Origin of the sequence: Paenibacillus dendrobii (genome assembly GCF_009807035.1) — a bacterium.
Classification (GTDB): Bacteria; Bacillota; Bacilli; order Paenibacillales; family Paenibacillaceae; genus Paenibacillus_AQ; species Paenibacillus_AQ dendrobii.
On record NZ_WUBI01000001.1, the window covers coordinates 2,109,986 to 2,127,966 of the forward strand.

At 49.8% G+C, this 17,981-nt stretch carries 21 protein-coding genes; 2 read left to right on the forward strand and 19 right to left on the reverse strand.

Annotated elements, in window-relative coordinates; all coding sequences use genetic code 11:
- Nucleotides 1-2: 2 nt before the first annotated feature.
- The 10 genes from GRF59_RS09235 to hemE all read right to left on the reverse strand — a co-directional run bounded on the left by GRF59_RS09235 (nucleotide 3) and on the right by hemE (nucleotide 8,954).
- Nucleotides 3-392: a BlaI/MecI/CopY family transcriptional regulator gene (locus GRF59_RS09235; RefSeq protein ID WP_160497282.1), complete on the reverse strand. Its 390-nt coding sequence runs from the start codon at nucleotides 390-392 to the stop codon at nucleotides 3-5.
- Between the two features lie 168 nt (nucleotides 393-560).
- Nucleotides 561-2,483, reverse strand: coding sequence for an ABC-F family ATP-binding cassette domain-containing protein (locus GRF59_RS09240; protein WP_160497283.1), 1,923 nt, complete (start codon nucleotides 2,481-2,483; stop codon nucleotides 561-563).
- 258 nt (nucleotides 2,484-2,741) lie between these two features.
- On the reverse strand, nucleotides 2,742-2,951 hold the full coding sequence (locus GRF59_RS30115) for a hypothetical protein (protein ID WP_341480033.1): 210 nt from the start codon (nucleotides 2,949-2,951) through the stop codon (nucleotides 2,742-2,744).
- On the reverse strand, nucleotides 2,899-3,093 hold the full coding sequence (locus GRF59_RS30120; protein ID WP_341480034.1) for a TetR/AcrR family transcriptional regulator: 195 nt from the start codon (nucleotides 3,091-3,093) through the stop codon (nucleotides 2,899-2,901). Before GRF59_RS30120 ends, GRF59_RS30115 begins: the two co-directional genes overlap by 53 nt.
- Before the next feature lie 55 nt (nucleotides 3,094-3,148).
- On the reverse strand, nucleotides 3,149-3,949 hold the full coding sequence (locus GRF59_RS09250) for a DUF92 domain-containing protein (RefSeq protein ID WP_160497284.1): 801 nt from the start codon (nucleotides 3,947-3,949) through the stop codon (nucleotides 3,149-3,151).
- Between the two features lie 2 nt (nucleotides 3,950-3,951).
- Nucleotides 3,952-4,566, reverse strand: coding sequence for a fumarylacetoacetate hydrolase family protein (locus tag GRF59_RS09255; protein ID WP_160497285.1), 615 nt, complete (start codon nucleotides 4,564-4,566; stop codon nucleotides 3,952-3,954).
- Nucleotides 4,567-4,601: 35 nt separating this feature from the next.
- Nucleotides 4,602-5,330, reverse strand: a complete 729-nt coding sequence (locus GRF59_RS09260; protein ID WP_160497286.1) for a glycerophosphodiester phosphodiesterase — start codon at nucleotides 5,328-5,330, stop codon at nucleotides 4,602-4,604.
- A 37-nt stretch (nucleotides 5,331-5,367) separates the two neighbouring features.
- Nucleotides 5,368-6,792 carry a CapA family protein gene (locus GRF59_RS09265; protein WP_160497287.1) on the reverse strand — a complete coding sequence of 475 codons (1,425 nt, stop codon included), beginning with the start codon at nucleotides 6,790-6,792 and terminating at the stop codon, nucleotides 5,368-5,370.
- Nucleotides 6,793-6,920: 128 nt separating this feature from the next.
- Nucleotides 6,921-7,871, reverse strand: a complete 951-nt coding sequence (gene hemH / locus GRF59_RS09270) for a ferrochelatase (RefSeq protein WP_160497288.1) — start codon at nucleotides 7,869-7,871, stop codon at nucleotides 6,921-6,923.
- Between the two features lie 33 nt (nucleotides 7,872-7,904).
- Nucleotides 7,905-8,954 (reverse strand): uroporphyrinogen decarboxylase, encoded by a 1,050-nt coding sequence (hemE, locus tag GRF59_RS09275; protein ID WP_160497289.1) that lies wholly within the window; start codon nucleotides 8,952-8,954, stop codon nucleotides 7,905-7,907.
- A gap of 203 nt (nucleotides 8,955-9,157) precedes the next feature.
- Here hemE and GRF59_RS09280 point away from each other — a divergent pair, with 203 nt between their 5' ends.
- Nucleotides 9,158-10,369, forward strand: coding sequence for an MFS transporter (locus GRF59_RS09280; RefSeq protein ID WP_160497290.1), 1,212 nt, complete (start codon nucleotides 9,158-9,160; stop codon nucleotides 10,367-10,369).
- Nucleotides 10,370-10,498: 129 nt separating this feature from the next.
- On the opposite strand, the gene GRF59_RS09285 is transcribed toward GRF59_RS09280, so the two are convergent.
- Nucleotides 10,499-11,140, reverse strand: coding sequence for an O-methyltransferase (locus tag GRF59_RS09285; RefSeq protein ID WP_160498206.1), 642 nt, complete (start codon nucleotides 11,138-11,140; stop codon nucleotides 10,499-10,501).
- Nucleotides 11,141-11,568: 428 nt separating this feature from the next.
- Here GRF59_RS09285 and GRF59_RS09290 point away from each other — a divergent pair, with 428 nt between their 5' ends.
- The gene (locus GRF59_RS09290) at nucleotides 11,569-12,708 is read left to right on the forward strand and encodes a THUMP domain-containing class I SAM-dependent RNA methyltransferase (protein ID WP_160497291.1); all 1,140 of its coding nucleotides are present in this window, start codon (nucleotides 11,569-11,571) and stop codon (nucleotides 12,706-12,708) included.
- A 66-nt stretch (nucleotides 12,709-12,774) separates the two neighbouring features.
- Here GRF59_RS09290 and GRF59_RS09295 read toward each other — a convergent pair whose 3' ends face one another.
- From GRF59_RS09295 to GRF59_RS09330, 8 genes are all read right to left on the reverse strand, one after another.
- On the reverse strand, nucleotides 12,775-13,599 hold the full coding sequence (locus GRF59_RS09295) for an aldo/keto reductase (RefSeq protein ID WP_160497292.1): 825 nt from the start codon (nucleotides 13,597-13,599) through the stop codon (nucleotides 12,775-12,777).
- 149 nt (nucleotides 13,600-13,748) lie between these two features.
- Complete coding sequence (locus GRF59_RS09300) at nucleotides 13,749-14,033, reverse strand: hypothetical protein (RefSeq protein WP_160497293.1); 285 nt, start codon at nucleotides 14,031-14,033, stop codon at nucleotides 13,749-13,751.
- A gap of 104 nt (nucleotides 14,034-14,137) precedes the next feature.
- Nucleotides 14,138-14,362: a YuzB family protein gene (locus GRF59_RS09305; RefSeq protein ID WP_160497294.1), complete on the reverse strand. Its 225-nt coding sequence runs from the start codon at nucleotides 14,360-14,362 to the stop codon at nucleotides 14,138-14,140.
- Between the two features lie 35 nt (nucleotides 14,363-14,397).
- Nucleotides 14,398-14,700 carry an iron-sulfur cluster assembly accessory protein gene (locus tag GRF59_RS09310; protein ID WP_160497295.1) on the reverse strand — a complete coding sequence of 101 codons (303 nt, stop codon included), beginning with the start codon at nucleotides 14,698-14,700 and terminating at the stop codon, nucleotides 14,398-14,400.
- 118 nt (nucleotides 14,701-14,818) lie between these two features.
- The gene (locus GRF59_RS09315) at nucleotides 14,819-15,100 is read right to left on the reverse strand and encodes a hypothetical protein (protein ID WP_160497296.1); all 282 of its coding nucleotides are present in this window, start codon (nucleotides 15,098-15,100) and stop codon (nucleotides 14,819-14,821) included.
- A 132-nt stretch (nucleotides 15,101-15,232) separates the two neighbouring features.
- The gene (locus tag GRF59_RS09320; RefSeq protein ID WP_160497297.1) at nucleotides 15,233-16,432 is read right to left on the reverse strand and encodes a M14 family metallopeptidase; all 1,200 of its coding nucleotides are present in this window, start codon (nucleotides 16,430-16,432) and stop codon (nucleotides 15,233-15,235) included.
- 141 nt (nucleotides 16,433-16,573) lie between these two features.
- Nucleotides 16,574-17,389, reverse strand: a complete 816-nt coding sequence (gene racE / locus GRF59_RS09325; RefSeq protein ID WP_160497298.1) for a glutamate racemase — start codon at nucleotides 17,387-17,389, stop codon at nucleotides 16,574-16,576.
- 196 nt (nucleotides 17,390-17,585) lie between these two features.
- Nucleotides 17,586-17,960: a YtxH domain-containing protein gene (locus GRF59_RS09330; RefSeq protein WP_160497299.1), complete on the reverse strand. Its 375-nt coding sequence runs from the start codon at nucleotides 17,958-17,960 to the stop codon at nucleotides 17,586-17,588.
- Nucleotides 17,961-17,981: the final 21 nt, after the last annotated feature.

Here is a 17,981-nt window from a genome sequence, read left to right on the forward strand (position 1 = left end):
GTTCAGTCCCTCCTCGTTGAATCCGACTTTTCATCCAGCAGCCTTCTAAGCTCCTCAATATCGGCAGAAGAGAGCTCTTCATCCTTCAGGAAGTTCACCATCAGCGGCTTGAAAGAACCGCTGTAGATCCGCTTCAAAAAGCTTTTGGTCTCCGCCTTCTGGCATTCTTCCTCGGTAATGAGCGGATAATAGGAGTAAGGTTTGCTGTCTGGATGATAGGTGATGGCTTCCTTAGCCACCAAACGATTCAATAGCGTCCGTACGGTCTTTGGACTCCAGTCCATCCGGGAAGCGAGATTCGCAATGACTTCATTTGCGGTCATCGGGGAGCTCTGCCACAATACTTTCATGACTTCCCACTCCGCCTCGGAGATGATGGGCAGTTTATTCAAACCATATTCCCCCTTGTGTGATTACACGTGTAATCCTTGTTGATAATATTACATATGTAATCCTGAATGTCAACCAAGTGTTCGCCTGTATTTTCACCCCATCATCTGGACAATAAATAAAAAGACACGCTAAATCAGCTGATTTAGCATGTCTTTCCCCGTACATTTTCAATTTTTGCTTGCTTCAATTTTTTCAGCCAGCTCATTCAAATAGGTCCAGCGTTCCATCAGATGCTCAAGTTCCTGCTCTGTTTCCTGCTGCTTTTGCATCAGCTCCTGCAACAGAGCCGAATCGCTAAAGGATTCCTCCATTTTTTTCTGAATGTCCACCAACTTAGTTTCACAGGCTTCGATCGATTCATCGATTTGTTCGTACTCCCGCTGCTCCTTGTAGCTGAATTTCAGCTTTTCGCGGGGAGTCCCTTCAGGTGCTGCAGCCTGCGCAGTCGTCTTACCTTTATCAACAGGGCGCTCAGCTGCGGCAGGCTCGCTATTCTTCGCCAACCATTCGCTGTATTCGGTATAGTTGCCGACATGGACGCGAATACGTCCCTCACCTTCAAAAGCCATGATTTTATCCACGGTCCGGTCCAGGAAATAACGGTCATGGGATACAACGAAGACGACGCCCGGAAAATCATCCAGATAATCCTCCAGAACAGCCAACGTCTGGATATCCAGGTCATTGGTCGGTTCGTCCAAGAGAAGAACATTAGGTGCAGACATGAGCACCCTCAGCAAATAAAGCCGGCGCTTTTCTCCTCCAGACAGTCTGGAAATCGGCGTCCACTGCATGGCTGGCGAGAACAGAAACCGCTCCAGCATCTGGGAGGCGGTAATGCTGCTGCCGTCATCTGTGCGGATAACCTCTGCTTCTTCCTTGATGTATTCGATCACCCTCATGTTGCCGTCCATGTCTTGATGTTCTTGCGTGAAATAGCCGATCTTCACGGTCGTGCCTGTGATGACCTCTCCTTCATCCGGCTGCAATCTTCCGGAAATCATATTCAGCAGCGTCGATTTCCCGCTTCCGTTCGGTCCCGCGATACCCACGCGGTCTCCAGGCACGCTGATATAGTTGAGATCCCGTATCAGAACCTTTTCGCCGGCATTTTTGCCGAGGTGCTCCAGCTCAATAATTTTACGTCCCAGACGCGTTGAAGCTGCAGCCATATCAACAGAACCGCCGCGTGTCGGGCCCTGCTGGTCCTTCAACGCTTCGAAACGGTCGATCCGTGCCTTTTGTTTGGTCGATCTGGCTTTAGCTCCGCGGCGAATCCAGGCCAGCTCATTCCGCAGCAGATTTTGTCTTTTTTGTTCGGATGCTTCTTCGCGCTCTTCTCTCTCGGCCTTCAGCTCAAGAAATCTGGAATAATTGGCTTCGTACCGGAACAATCTCCCGTGGTCCAGTTCCAGCATGACATTGGCTACCCGATCCAGGAAATAGCGGTCATGCGTAATCATGAGCAGAGCGCCGCGGCGCTTTTGAAGATACTGTTCCAGCCAAATGACCGAATCATTGTCAATATGGTTCGTAGGTTCGTCCAATATCAGCAATTCACAAGGCTCAATCAGGGCCTGCGCCAAAGCGACGCGCTTGCGTTGGCCGCCGGACAGCGTCCCCATGGTTGCCTCAAAGTTCTCAATGCCAAGCTTGGATAAAATGATTTTCGCTTCGCTCTCCATTTGCCAGGCCTGAAGTGACTCCATTTGCTGATTCAGCTTCATCAGCTTTTCCTGCAGTCCGGTATCCGCGGAATTCAATTCAAGCAGCTCCATGGTTTCCGTATAGTCCCTTACCACCTTCAGTTTGGGATCATTCCCCTCAAAAACCTGCTGAAGCACGGTATTCTCCGGATTAAAATCCGGATTTTGCGCCAGAAAACGAACTCTGACCTGATTTCCGATCGAGATCCCGCCTTCATCCGGCTGTTCCAATCCTGCGATGACGCGCAAAAACGTGGACTTCCCCGTTCCGTTTACGCCAACGATACCGATTTTGTCCTGATCTTCCATGCCGAAAGATGCATCTTCAAACAGGATCTTCTCGCCATAGCTTTTGGATATATGTTCAACGGTCATAATGTTCATCTTTATTTTCCCTACTTCTCTCTCTGAATTGGAATTCGTAATACTATTTTAGCATATGCTCCATGCCGATATAAACAACTCCGGTAGGCAAGATCCGCAATCAGCCCTGTTCATAACAGAAAAAACCGTCTTCGAATATAAAATGAACTAAAGCATCTCTAAGCGTTCCCGATCTATACCACTGTAATAGAAATGGCTCGCCTGTTCTTTAGTTCATGTTATACGGACGGTCTATTCTTAAAGATAAGCCTTTTTTTCCTAGGACTTTGCCGGCATGAAACCATGAATGAATAAGCCTGAGGCAAAACGGATTCTTTTGCTTAAATCATCTTCATCAAAATCCGGATGATACAGTATATCCATCTTCAGCCGGTCCAGCATCCCGATATAGGTTTGCGCGTATAGCACGGCGTCTTCACGGCAAACCGTCTCCAGGATTCCTACAACGATTCGGGTGTACTTCTCCATAAAATGCTTGAGATAGACCTTTGGCGATGCCGGCTAGCTCCGCAATATCGGACATTTTGGTTTCGTAAAAGCCATGGGTTCCAAAAAGATCATAACCCGCATTCAAGATGGCTTCATGCTTGTCCTTGTGTAAACTGCCCATTGGTACCGCCTCCTACTGTCTACTGCACGTTCAGGATATTCGATCAACGTCAGATTCACACCAAAAGGGACAAAGCCCACGCCGCTAGGCCGCCGATGCAGGATGACAGAAAATTCACCGCATCATTGTTCATCCAGCGAAGTCCCCGGATCTGACGGGTCGGCTGTCCGCAGTGCGTCAGCACTTCGACTTCCTTGCCGCATACTTGGCATCCGTTCATGACTTGCAGCGTTGCCCCGATAATAGAATCGGTAAAAGCACCCGCTAGCCCGCCAAAAATGCCTGCGATCAGGAAATGCAATAGCATATGATCCATTCCAGCGCCATAAGCAAACAGCCAGCCAAACAAAGCGATCATCAGTCCGCCAAGAGCTGCTGCCGTGCTTCCCAGCAAGCTTACACCGCCTGAAGTGCCCGGAGGTACCACCTTTCCCGTAAGCACGGAGCGCGGAGGCCTGCGGCTAAGTCCTCCCCATTCCGTTGCCCAGGTATCCGCAGTTGCGGCAGCCATAACGCCTATGAAGGCATACACCCAACCCGTATGAGGCCATATAGCATTCAGAATGCACAGAAGCATGCCAGCGCCGCCGTTGGCCAGCACCTGACCGGCGTCACGCGTCCCCGTTTTGGCGTAAGTTTGCTCAAGCTCCGCCTTGTTGGCTTGTTTGAACTTCGAAAGCAGCGAAGAGCTGATGAAAAACACCAGCAAAATGCCAAACCATAGCAAACTCCCCGCGCCAAAATAGATCGTCCCCATGACAAAGGCGGCTGCCGCTCCCGACAGGGTAAGCGAACGTTTTAAGTAAGCCCCTCCAGCGACGATAAGAGCGCACAGTCCTCCGATCAGCCATGCCATAATCAGCCGATCACGCAGCTTCCCAGAAGCTGGTCTCCAAAACGGAGTTCAAACGTATCTCCCGTAGCGCATGGTCCAACACCGGCTGGTGTGCCCGTAAAGATAATGTCTCCCTCGCCGAGACCGTAATGGATGCCGATATAATCCACAATCTCCTGAAGAGAAAAGATCATGTCCTTAATATTCCCCCGCTGTACCTCCGAGCCGTTTTTATGTACCGTAAAATCCTGGGCTCCTGTCGCTTCTACGCCAGGGAAATCCATAAATCCGGAAATCGGAGCAGAATTACGGAAGCCTTTGGCAGCCGTCCATGGATGGCCCTTTTTCTTGATCACCGATTGAACATCGCGCAAGGTAAAGTCGATCCCGAGCGCCATTTTATCCACCAGATCATCCACCTTAATCCCCGGCTCATAGGAACGGCTCACGCGGAGAACCAGTTCTCCTTCATAGTGGACCTCTCCCTTGTCTTGAGGAAGCGCTAAGATCTTACCTTCCAATTCAACAGCCGCATGAGACGGCTTCATAAAAATCATAGGTTCTTCAGGTACGTCGTTTCCGAGTTCAGCAGCATGAAGTTTGTAATTACGGCCAACACAATATACGTTATGAATCATCGTCACATCATCCTTTTGTCGTTTAGTAGAGGTTTTCAGTACCCAAAGGTCTTTTTCCACACATCAGGTCGATTGGTGCAAATCAAAATTTCCGGGGAAATATTCGCCAGCCGCTTCATGCGTTTGGCATCATCCACCGTCCAGCCCATCACCGTTATTCCTGCTGCTTGCAGTTGTTCTAAAAGTTCATGATCCAGGTTAGGATGCCCGATCGACAGAAATGAGCATTGAAGGGACTGCAGCCGCTCCACCAAATCCTTTGGCCTGGCATCGATGATCAGACCGGTCTTGATATCCGGATTTATTTGCTTAGCCTTGAGCAGTGCACCCGCATCAAATGAAGTCAGGACGACATCCTGCTCCATGTGAAAAGATGAAACCCGGTTAATGACCGCTTGTTCAAGCCCCGGATACATATTCCCCGAGGTTTTGAGCTCTATGTTCAGGCGAACACAGCCGCAGCTAAGGTGAAGCACCTCTTCCAAGGAGGGAATACGCTCCCCATGAAACTCTCTGCCTTTCCAGCTTCCCGCATCCAAGCGGTGAATCTGCTGCCAGGTATGATCCTTCACTTTTCCGCTGCCGTTTGTCGTTCGATCCAGACTAAAATCATGTATGACCACCGGAATCCCGTCTGCCGTAAGCTGGGTATCAATTTCCATCCACTGTACATAAGGTTCCGCTATCGCCATACGAAAGGCAGCCATCGTATTCTCCGGTGCCTTACCGGAAAAACCGCGATGAGCCACACACAGATTATTCATCCTTCTCCCCCCAAACTCTGCTTCTTACATTCTTGGCTCAGCCCGGCGTTACTACACCATCTTCGGAGATTTTCACGCCGCCGATGGACAGTTTCTGCAGTTCTTTCATCAGCTGGCTGCCTTCCTGAGCATTCATCGGCACCGGCTGCCCAAGCTCCGCATGGTATGGTACAAGCTTCATGCTGCAGCCGGATTTTGGCTTGCAGGTAGCCTGGAACACCGCTGTTTTCCATGTCGAAGGAGTACTCGATTTTGTAAAAATAAAGTTCCCTGTACTATATGCGATCCATTTGCCTTTATACTGCTCAAGCCCCTGCAGCACATGGGGATGCCCGCCGATGATCAGATCTGCTCCCGCATCGACGAAATCATGTGCGAGCTTTTTTTGGATGTCATTAGGCGTTAAGGAACGTTCAATGCCCCAATGCGCCATGACAATAACCAAGTCTGCCTGTTTACGGGCTTCTGCAATCGAAGCAAGGACACGGGAAGCCTTATCATAGGCGCTCGCCACACCTGGCTTATTGGCCCCGGCGGCCCAATTCGGTTCAGGATACACCCGGCTGCAGCCGACGACGGCAATGGTCATGCCGCCCCGCTTGAAAAATAACGGTTCATAAGCGCGTGCCGCATTTTTGCCCGCACCCACGTATTGGATGCCGCTTTGGTCCAAATACTTGATCGTATCCAGTAAACCAACCTCTCCCTGATCGAGAATATGGTTATTGCCCAGATTGACAACGTCCATGCCAGCCGCATGCAGGGCATTCAGCGCTTTCGGTGAGGATTTGAATACAAACTGCTTGTTTTGGGCGCTCACGCCGCCTGTTGTTACCGGCGTTTCGAGATTGCCTAACGTGAGGTCATCCTTTTTGAAGGTATCTCCCAAATAAGTAAAAGGGTATGAATAGCCTTGTTTCTCCAGCAAACCTTCCACCTTGCCAGAGAAGATCATGTCACCCACAAAATGAATGGTGACGGCCTTGCCGTTATCATAAACCGTGCTTTGGGCTTCCGGAGTACCTGAATCTTTCTTCGAGGTATCCTCTGCTCCGCTTACCTTGTTAGGCAAAGATGTCGGAGGCACGTCTTTCTTCTCCTCTGGCACCTGTTCTTTATCCGTATTCTGTGTACCCTGATCCTTTGGCGGCTGGACCGGATTCTCAGGCTCCTTAGCCTTCTCCTGTGTAGTCTCCTCTTTAGGGACATCGCTTGGGGAAGCACTCGAATCCGGAGGGGAGTTCTTGTCTTCGGGCAGTCTTTCTTTATTCTCTGTATCAGCAGGAGCCGAATTCGGAGGCTGAACCCCCGCTGCAGTCTGTCGGTCGTTGATAAAATAATAGGATAATAAAATGACGATCATCAATAGCAATGCGGCATTCATGGTCAACCATAAACGCCTTTGCCTCAATTTCCGGTTTTTTTGACCGGAACGTTTCTTCTGCGATCTCGGCGGATACATCGTTCCTCCTTAAAAATGTTCATATTTTAATAGATTCTCCTCGGAATCCATACTATTATATCAGGTTCACGGAAGCAAATAGAACCCCCCGCTGCTGCGGGAGGCTCCATAGATAGAACGGCTCTGTTCTAGGCCATATTTGATTGTCCGAGCTGATCAATAACAGAATCGCAAAGGGTCTGCATGTAGAGCGGATCACTGTTCAGCATGTCGATACGCATGAGGCGCATATCCAGCTCCTTGGCGACGTCCTGCGCTTCGATATCCAGATCGTAAAGCACTTCCAGATGATCGGATACAAAACCGATCGGAGCCACCAGCACATGCTTGACCTGTTCCTTGCTGAGATTGCGAAGTGTGTCCAGAATGTCCGGACCCAGCCAAGGCACCGACGTACGGCCGGCGCTCTGCCATGCAAACTGCCAAGTCGTGATTCCCGTCTTCTCGGCAACGGCGCGGGAGGTTTCCAGCAGTTGTTCCGGGTACGGATCGCCAAGCTCCAGAATTTTCTCCGGCAGGCTGTGCGCACTGAACAATACACGCACCTCGTCGCGTTCTGCGCCCGCCTCTTTGAAGAGATCAAGCTTCGCATTCACACGATCGCTGAGCGCTTCGATCAGCTGCGGATGCAGGTGGTAACTCTTCACGAAGGTGAATTCAACGCCCTGCTCATCCGCTTTCGCCTGAGCGCGCTTTACATAGCTTTCCACGCTCATGGTCGAATAGTGGGGAGCCAGCACGATGCCGACTGCTTTTTTGATACCGTCTTTGGCCATTTGCTCCACGCCATCTTCAATGAAGGGACTGGCATGTTTCAGACCCTGATAGCAGACAAATTCAACCTCAGGAAGACGTGTGTCGGCGTTAAGGGCTTTCTGCAGGCTGTCCACCTGATGATTCGTATTTTCGCGGAGCGGGAACACGCCGCCCACGATCGCTTTATAGCGGTCAGCCAGCTCTTCCAGCTGCTCGGGAGAAGGAGCGTTTCCACGGCGGATATGCGTATAATACGCTTCAATGCCTTCAATGCTTTCAGGAGTTCCATAGGACATCACGAGCACGCCTACTTTTGTTTTCACGAAACATTCACCTCTTCATTTATGTTGGTATTTCTATTTTCCGTTCTTCAAAGCAGTTGCCGAGTACTCATGGATAAACTCCGTAAGCTCCTTCAGCTTATCGAGTGATGCTTCAGGGAACAAGCCATGTCCCAGATTGAAAATATAACCCGGCTCCTTAATGCCTTCATCAATGATTTCCTTGGCATACTGCTTGATGATGTCCATTGGTGCCGTCAAAATATATGGATCGAGATTGCCCTGCATCGCGAATTTGCCTCCGGTACGTTTGCGGCCCTCCGCAATGGATACTCTCCAGTCCAGTCCGACGACGTCCGCCTGAAGCTGTGTAAGAGTCGGAAGCAGCTCGCCGGAGCTTACGCCCGGAAAATATATTTTAGGTACATTCAAATCTGAAAGTTCGGCAAAGATACGGGTAATGGTTGGCAGCACATACTTTTGGAAATCTTTTGGCGCAAGAGCTCCAACCCAGCTGTCAAAAATCTGGAAGGCTTTGCCGCCGTTTTGAATATGGGAACGCACATATGTAATCACCATATCGCCAAGCTTGTTCATCAGCAGATTCCATACCTCGGGTTCGCTGTACATCAAGGTCTTCGTCAAAATATAGTTTTTGGAAGGACGGCCTTCGATCAGATAGCTCGCAATCGTGAACGGAGCACCGGCAAACGTAATCAGCGGAACCTCCAACTCGCGGTCAAGAATGCGGATCGTCTCCATAATATGGGAAAGATCCTTGTCAACGTCGATCGGGCGGAGTTTCTCCACGTCGGCTTTGCTGCGAATCGGATTATCAATCACCGGTCCGATATTCTTCACGATATCAAAATCCACGCCCAGTGACGCTACCGGATTCATGATATCCGAATACAAAATAGCAGCGTCCACGCCCAGTTTGCGGACTGGCATCATCGTGATCTCCGCTGCAAGCTCCGGCTGCCGGCAAATTTCCAGAAGCGTATATTTTTCTTTGATTTTACGGTATTCAGGGTCGTACCTGCCCGCTTGTCTCATATACCAGACAGGAACATGATCCACTTTCTTTTTATAGCTGGCTTGTATAAGTGTATCGTTGTAGGTCATGAAGAGGCCTCCAATGTTTTTTAGAATTTCTCTAATCTATATTATGCCCTTTTTAAAAGTAAGTAACAACCGGGTGCACCTAACATCCCATGACAATAGTATGACATCTGCTTTTCGGGGTGTTTGGGTAAATATGTTATACTGATTTAATCTGTGTTTTTCATCATGCAATCAGTCACAAGTGAAAGGAAGTGAAAAGCACATTGAAATCGTGGAAAGTCAATTTAATTGTGCTTTGGATTGGCCAGTTCCTGGTCAACTCCGGTATGACGATGATCACTCCGTTCCTGTCCCTGTATCTGGCGAAGGATCTGGGAGTTCAGGGTGATCATCGAATCGGGATGTGGGCAGGATTGATTTTTGCCGCCAACTTCCTGACCTCATTTATTTTTCAACCCCTATGGGGAAAGCTGTCCGACCGTTATGGACGCAAAATTATGCTGCTGCGCTCCGGATTTGGGATGGCCATAGTTATTACATTGATGGGCTTTGCCCGCAGTCCGTGGGAGCTCCTGCTGCTCCGTCTGCTGAACGGTACGATTTCCGGATTTAATCCTGCTTCGATTTCGCTGGTATCCAGCACAACCCCGAAAGACCGGATGGGTTTTGCGATGGGCATCATGCAGTCCGGCTCCGTGGCAGGAACCATTCTCGGACCACTCATTGGCGGAGGTCTCGCGGATGTATTCGGTTTCCGGCCTATTTTTTACATCATCGGCATTTTGATCTTTTCCGCTTCGCTGCTCGCGCTGTTCATGGTTAAAGAGAACTTTAACCGCGAAGAAGCCGCAAAGGCGCCGCAGGTTTCCGTTCTTGCCGGTTTCAAAGAGCTTGCCCAAATTCCGCAGCTACCGGCTCTGTTCGCGGTAACGTTTCTGCTGCAGTTCGCCATGATGAGTCCGATGTCACTTCTTCCGTTATATGTGCAAAAACTGCATAACTCCGCTGTGGACATCGCATTCTGGGCGGGCATGGTCAGTGCCGTGACCGGATTGTCGAATATGATTACCTCGCCGATTCTCGGCAAGGTCAGCGATAAGGTGGGGGCGCATCGGATACTCACCTTTGCCTTGATTGGAGCAGGGCTATGCCTGATCCCTCAGGCATTCGTTCAAAATGTGTGGCAATTGATCATCGTCCGGTTCCTCATGGGCATCTTCATGGGCGGTCTGCTCCCAAGCGTTAATGCTCTGATCCGTTCTTATACGCCAAATGGCATGGAGAGCCGTGCATTCGGCTTCAACACAAGTACGCTTGCGCTAGGCAATATGCTGGGAGCGCTGGTCGGCGGATTTTTATCGGGCTTCATTGGCATTGAAGGATTGTTTATCATCTCCGGCTGCCTGCTCCTGTTGAATATGGTATGGGTGCGGCTGAAGCTATTTAAAAATCGTAAAGCGCCTCAATACCGTTAAAATGGAGCGGTTCACACCCCTGATATTTTAAACATTCCATAACCGTCAAAAAAAGGTGGGCAGGATGACATCCTGCACCACCTTTTTTTGATTCATCCCGTTGTATAGCCTATCGCTAATCGCAAACTTCTATTTCCCTTGCGTCTTCACCATCGCGACGGCCAATCCGTCGTATGCCGGCAAAATCGTGCCGATCAGGCGTTCATCGGTCGCCATCTGTTCGTTAAAACGGCGGATCGCCTGCACCGATGGTCCGTTTTTGTCCGTATTCAAAGTTCTGCCGCGCAAAAATGTATTGTCGCCTGCGATGATGGCACCCGGATTCGCAAGCTCGATGGCATATTCCAGATACACCGGGTAGTTCTCCTTATCGGCATCGATAAAGAAGAAATCGAATTTCCGGCCTTCCAGTTTTAGCTTCTCGAGATTATCGACAGCCTGGCCGATCATGTATTCGACCTGATCACCATACCCCGCTTCGGTCAGATGCTCCAACGCAACATCCGCGAATTCCTGTTTAAGCTCCAAGGACGTAAGCAATCCTCCGGTTGCCAGGCCTCTGGCCAGACAGATGCCGCTGTAACCGCCCAAGGCACCGATCTCCAGCACCTGCGAGGCTTTGGTTGCTGCCACAAGCATAGTCAGCAGCCGGCCATAGCCGGGAGCGATGGAGATTTCCGGCATGCCTTTATCGGCAATGTTTTGTTTTACGCGTGCAAGCTGACGATCATTCTCAAGAAAATGGTCCGCATATTCTTCAGGACTCATCATTTGACTCCCCTTTTCATTCATCATTCACTTATCAATGGTGTTCACTAAAGGTTTGTTTATAACCTCACATTACCCTATACTATTATAGAATGAATTGATGACTTATTCGAGCTTCAATCCCATTCTATCTCTATAGAATGAATTGATGACTTATTCGAGCTTCAATTCATTATTTATGATAGGCTAAACATTCAGATTAGTATTTGACAAAGAAGCGATGGTAGCGGAAGGAACGGAATCGATCTGAAGAAGCGGAGCGTTCGCCTTTGTCTCCGAATTTTAACCTTTTAGAGTATATTCGGAAAATTCGGAGACAACAGCGATCGGAAGATCGATCCGTAACTGCAGCGGCTGCACGCATTTAGTCAAGAACGAATTCTATGTTGAACCATATGAAATAAAGGCTGAAAATGGAGTTGAATTGATTTATGCCCCGCTTGCAACTGATTGCAACCGCACCGATGGGCCTCGAGGCCATCGTGGCGCGCGAACTTAAAGATTTGGGATATACCGACATGGAGGTCGAGAACGGCAGAGTGACTTTTGCTGGAGATCTCCAAGATATTTGCCGCTGTAATTTGTGGCTTCGCACTTCGGACCGCATTCTCGTGAAAATGGGAGAATTTCCGGCCAAAACCTTCGATGAGCTTTTTGAAGGTACCAAGGCGCTTCCGTGGGAAGATTGGATTCCGTCCGACGGAGAATTCCCGGTGGAAGGGCGCTCACATCATTCCCAACTGAGCAGCGTACCTGCCTGCCAGGGAATCGTGAAAAAAGCCATCGTAGAAAAACTGAAGCAAAGCTACCACACCGATTGGTTTCAGGAAAATGGAGCGCGTTATGTCATTGAAGTAAACCTGCATAAAGACATGGCCCTTCTTACCCTCGATACGACAGGACCAGCCCTGCATAAGCGCGGCTACCGCAAGCTCGTGACGGAAGCGCCGATCAAGGAAACAATGGCCGCTGCCATGCTGCAGCTCAGCCGCTGGAATGCCTCGCGCCCGCTATACGATCCATGCTGCGGTTCGGGCACTTTTCTGATCGAAGCTGCCTTGATGGGCTGGAATATCGCGCCGGGACTCCGCCGATCCTTTCCATCCGAGCACTGGCGGATTATTCCCGAAAAGCTGTGGACGGAGGCACGCGAAGAGGCATTCGACTCAGTTCGCGATGACGAGCCATTGCAGCTGACAGGGAGCGACATCGATCCGCAAGCCATTGAAGTGGCCAAGGCCGCCGCCAAAAGCGCAGGCTTTGGGCGGGAGATTACCTTCAACGTGATTCCTGCGGCCAAGGCAAAGCCCGAAGGGGAATATGGCTGCTTAATTACGAACCCTCCTTACGGGGAACGCCTAAGCGAGAAGAATGAAGTTGAGAAGCTGATCCGCCAGTTAGGTCATACGGCTGCCCAGCTGCCAACCTGGTCCTTCTTTGCGATCAGCCCGACCAAACAGTTCGAACATTACTTCGGACGCAAAGCCGACAAAAGACGCAAGCTGTATAACGGACGGATCGAGTGCCAGTATTATCAGTTCCTCGGACCTCTTCCTCCCCGCAAACATTAATTGCTGAAGCTATGAACAGAAAAACCCGGTTCGCCTCCAACAGGCAAACCGGGTTTTGTCATTGTTTTAAAAAAAGAGTTTATCCGGATCCGTGCCGATCCGCTTATTTCCGTTCAGCGCATCGATTTGCTTCAGCTCTTCCTGCGACAGTTCGAAATCGAAAATGTTCGCGTTCTCGCGGATGCGCGAAGGCGTAACCGATTTGGGAATCGTGACGATCTTATTTTGAATGTCCCAACGCAAAATGACTTGCGCCGGTGTTTTGCCGTATTTTTGGGCGATGCCGAGCAGCGTTGTATTGTCACTGAGCTTGCCTTTCATTAATGGCGCCCATGCTTCGATCTGAATTCCGTGTGCGCCGCAATAGTCCTGCAGTTCCTGCTGAACCAGTCCCGGATGCAGTTCCACCTGATCGACGGCAGGCACAACATTGCTATCCTTCATCAGCTCTTCCAAATGATGAACGTGGAAATTACTCACGCCGATAGCGCGAATGCTTCCTTCATCATGAAGGCGCTCCAGCGCTTTCCAGGTGTCCTTGAATTTATCTTTGCCCGGCCAGTGAATCAAATACAGATCAATCACATTTAGTCCAAGCCGTTTCTGGCTTTCTTCAAACGCGCGCAGCGTGGAATCATAACCCTGGTCATCATTCCATACCTTGGACGTGACGAAAATTTCATTTCTAGCAATTCCGCTTTCGGCAATTGCCTTGCCTACTTCCTGTTCATTACCGTATACGGCAGCCGTATCAATGCTGCGGTATCCCGTCTTCAGTGCAACCTTGACCGCTTCATACACTTCATTGCCTTTCGCTTGGTATGTACCGAACCCAAGCCATGGCATGGTAACGCCGTTGTTCAGAATGGTGCAGTCCGTAATGTGTTTCATGTTCTTCACAACCTTCCATATATAATGAGATGCATGATTAAGAAAGCATGTCCATTATAGCATAGCGAGGAATGATTCCCAAAAAGCCCCTCCCCAAAAACGAAAAAAATCCCGCAAAGCTTGGCGCTTTGCAGGATCAGACAGGTAACTTATTTCGTTTGTTCTCCGCGCTCGTCAGAAGCAAGGGAAGCCAATCGGCTTTTTTCCTCTGTCAGCATTTCCTCCGCCAATTCAACGGCTTGTCCATTCAGGCTGTCACCAGCCTGGTCCACCGCACGCTCGGTATGGGCAAGCCTGCTTTGGGCTTGTTTAACCATCTGCTCATTCGGATGGGACAAAGCTTGGGAAACCGCGTAATGCAGCTTTTCCACTGAATTTTGTGCTTGGGAAATCGGATTTTGCGATTGCAGACTGGAATCATATCTGGATGCCATGGGCTGCTCTCTCCTTCACTCGAAAGTTCCTATCCACCTTGTAGGATGGAGCTTCCTTCAGAGAACTATGCACGGCAATCCCGTAAGCATTTTCCAGTAAGCTGCTAAGACTTGATGAAAGGCTCCACTTTGGCGAGCGCTTCCGCTTCAGTCTGCGCGCTGATATAACGCCCGTTCACATAAATAAATGCCCGTTTGCCGCAGGGACCGCAATACGACTTGCATCCAATTTTGATCTCGGTGTCCGGAGCCATTTTCTTCAGCTTCGGAACAATGCTTTTCAGCTGTATATGATTGCATTTATCACATATACGGATATCGTTGGCCATGATTCGCACCCTTTTCTTCCATGATCAAATAACCATTAGTGGTCGCCGTGATTTCCTTTGGATGGGTTGGTAATGACGAAACCTTCCTTCGGGAAATACAAATAATCCACTTTCACTCCGTCGAGCAGCGGCTCATTGCGGTCCAGAAGAACTTCGATTTCCTTGTCCGTGCTTACCACTTCGTCATTTTCGCCAGGCTTGTCCAGATCAAGCCCATAATGAGCATGATCGCCATGTGCATGGGTCACCAGCACGCGCAGCGAAAGTCCGCTGTTTTCCTCTTTTTCCAGTTCCTTTTGTAGCACTTTGGCAGCATTACGCGTAATTTTGCATTTCATTGTGGCTGCATCTCCTGTTTTTAAAAGATTGGATTTTCATGCGAATCCTTCAGACACGATACATGAAACTAAAGCTCTTCTCATTGTAAAGAAACGTTTCTCGCTTCGCAAGACGGCATTATCGTTTTCTCCCCTTTGGGGGGCCATGTATGACTGTTGAAGTCAAAGAAGGATACTTCTTCTCCATGCGGGATACGAACCATCCCATTACGATTAGGGTGACGCCTATATCATCAATCGGGACAAAGGGCATGACATCCGGCAAAACCCAGTACAGCAGTACCGGAACCAGAAATAGAAGCTTGTCCAAGATGGATACCTGTGAGGAGCTTAGATAACGCCACAATTGGCCTGTCATCTGGGACCAACGCCGGATGGAGAGCAGTCGTCTCCATTTCATACAGATGCACTCCTTCCTTTGATCCAAATATGCATTTTTCATAAGAAGAGGAAACGAACGTTTCAATGCAACCGACGCCCGCTCCCTCACATGTATTATACGTAATTTTACAGAAAATGTTTCAAAATGTTTTCATATCGATAACAGTTCCGCTACGATCATGCCGGTCTCCAAAGCAGCATTACCGAAATCCTCAAGCGGAAGCGGGTTTTTGCCCATTCCGATTTCAACCGTAAATCCCGGACGCCGGAACTCCTGAATAAACCAATCCTTGTATCCGGCATCGCTGCCTTCCAGCTTGACGGGACGGTAGCCGCTTGCCTGACCAAGTCTTCGCGACATTTCCCTGCTTTCCTTCGGCTCATAGTTACGATAATTCCAATAGATCTCCTGGCCCTGGCTATGCAGGGAGACGGCCGCATCCGGGGATGTTTTCACGGTAAAAGCCGCAAGCGCAGCAGCTTCTGGCTCGCTGAGCGGTGCGACCCCCGCATAATCCCTCGGACCAGGCGATTTTTTTCCGCGGCGCTGCACTTCTTCCTCCCAATGGGCTGGAAACTGATCCCCCAGGTCTACCCCGTTGATATTGGCTTTCCAGTGACGGTAATCAATTCTTCCCCCGTTCCAATCGGTCAGCTGCCCGTAATAAGGATTATTCGGCTGAACGCCTTCCTGGACAAGCTCCACGCCATCCGGATTAACCATAGGCACTACCCATAAGGTACACTGGGCAAACCAAAGTCTTGGGTCATATCCGTTCCAGCGCTTACCCTCCTTGTGCGCGCAGGCATACTCCTCAACAAAACGCATAATGCAGGGCGTCGTAAGCCATTCATTCGCATGGATGGAAGCGTTCACATGAATGGTTCTAGGTCCTTCACCGATCTTCAAATAGGGAATTGGCTTGCCAAGCACGCTTTCACCAATGGTCCCTGCAGAAATTCGCGGATGGGTTTTCGTAAGCCGGCTGATATCATGATTAAGGTGCTGGTATCCGTATTCCCCCTCGGGGTGTATAATCCATTTCTTCTCGGCATGGGGCAGCACCAGGATACGCCCTTCCGGAAAGTAACTCCGGGATAAGCCCGGATTCATTTCCAACAGCATCGCTTCCTTGACTTGGAAAGCCTCTGCTACATGATCGAGGCTATCGCCAGGCTGAATAACATATCTTCTTCTCGGGGAGGATGGCAAAAAAATAATCTGTCCAGGCAGCAAATACGGCTGCTCTCCTGCCCAAGGATTGGCATTGATGATGTGGGCTCTAGACAATCCCCGGCTTGCGGCGATTCGATCCAGGGTATCCCCTTTACGTACGGTGTACTGCTGCATAGGCGTCTTCCTTTCCCGCGGCTTGATTCAAACCGCACTTAAGCATTGCTCTTGTGAAGATTGTATGACGCCGATGACTTGGCCCATGCGAAAAAGAACTCCGTTCTTATAACGGAGTTCTCTCATGAATCCTGTTTGAACTTACGTATCGCTGAACCTGGATACCTGCCAAACCACCGGAGTACGTCGGATGTGCTCTCCAAGCCAGTTTTTGGCTATTTTTTGAAATATATCCGCGTCTCCGCTGCAGAAAAATTGATGCACCGGGCTCTCATTGCTGTTGGCCAGCTGTCCCTTATCGTACAGGATGGTGCTGACTTCCCTCGCGGTTTCGTCCGCTGAACTGATCAGCCTCACCTTCTCACCCATGACCTCCTGAATGGTCTCTTTCAAAAAAGGATAGTGCGTGCACCCCAGGATCAGGCAGTCTATCGAAGAGCTTTTCATGCCGCGAAGCGAATCATCGACAACTGCCGTCGTTTCATCTGACCGGAATTGCCCTTTCTCCACCAATGGAACCAGCGCGGGACATGCCTCACTCAACACATGTATATAAGGCGAAAGCTGCTGAAGTGCTGCTGTGTATGCGCCGCTTCCAATGGTGCCGAGCGTTCCGATAACGCCGATGTTCCCGGTCTTGGTGGCGCTGATCGCCGCCCGTGCCCCAGGATGGATGACACCTATGACAGGAATGGACACCTTCTCCGAAATATAATCCAATGCCGCAGCCGTTGCTGTATTGCAGGCAATGACAATCGCTTTCGGATTGAATTGAATGAGAAAATCCACAATTTGCTCTGTAAAATGTCTTACTTCTTCGGACGAACGGGGTCCGTAAGGTGTGCGGGCAGTGTCTCCAAAATAGATGATTTTTTCCCGTGGGAGCTGTCTCATGACTTCCTTGACGACGGTTAAGCCCCCCACACCCGAGTCTAATATTGCGATTGCTTGCTGCACGAACACACCGCTTCCTTTTGTCGATTTATGCTCTCTCTTTTGCTAACATATGAAAAATAATGATCAAACGTACCTCACATCATAAATCAATTCTGCAGCGCTATCAAATAGCCGGAGGCTCAATCCTGACGCGCAAAAGCAGGCCCCTTCCTTCCTGCTGACAGGAATTCGGGCCCGCTCTGTTTAATGCTGCAATTTATAAATCTCCTGCATCCTGCTTCGATTCCTCGGCAAAATCCGGTTCCTGTTCGCCGCCATCGGCAAAAGATGATATTTGGGCCAGTTCGCAGCTTTCGTCCGAATCTTCCGGATCACTCTCCGACTTGCGCCAGCCACGAATATCCGAAATGACGTTTCCCGCTGTATCTTTGACCTTTACGATCAGATTAGCTCCCTGTTCACCGACCTTGCCTGCCAGCTCCTGAGTCTTGCTTCCAACCGTTCTGGCGCCTTCAGCGATATCCTGACGAAGCTCCTTGCCTGATTTCGGCGCAAGCAGCAGTGCCGTTACCGAGCCTACTACACTTCCGATCAAAGCGCCCCACAACAAGCTTTTGTTCTTTTCCTTCATCACTATCATCTCTCCTTCGGC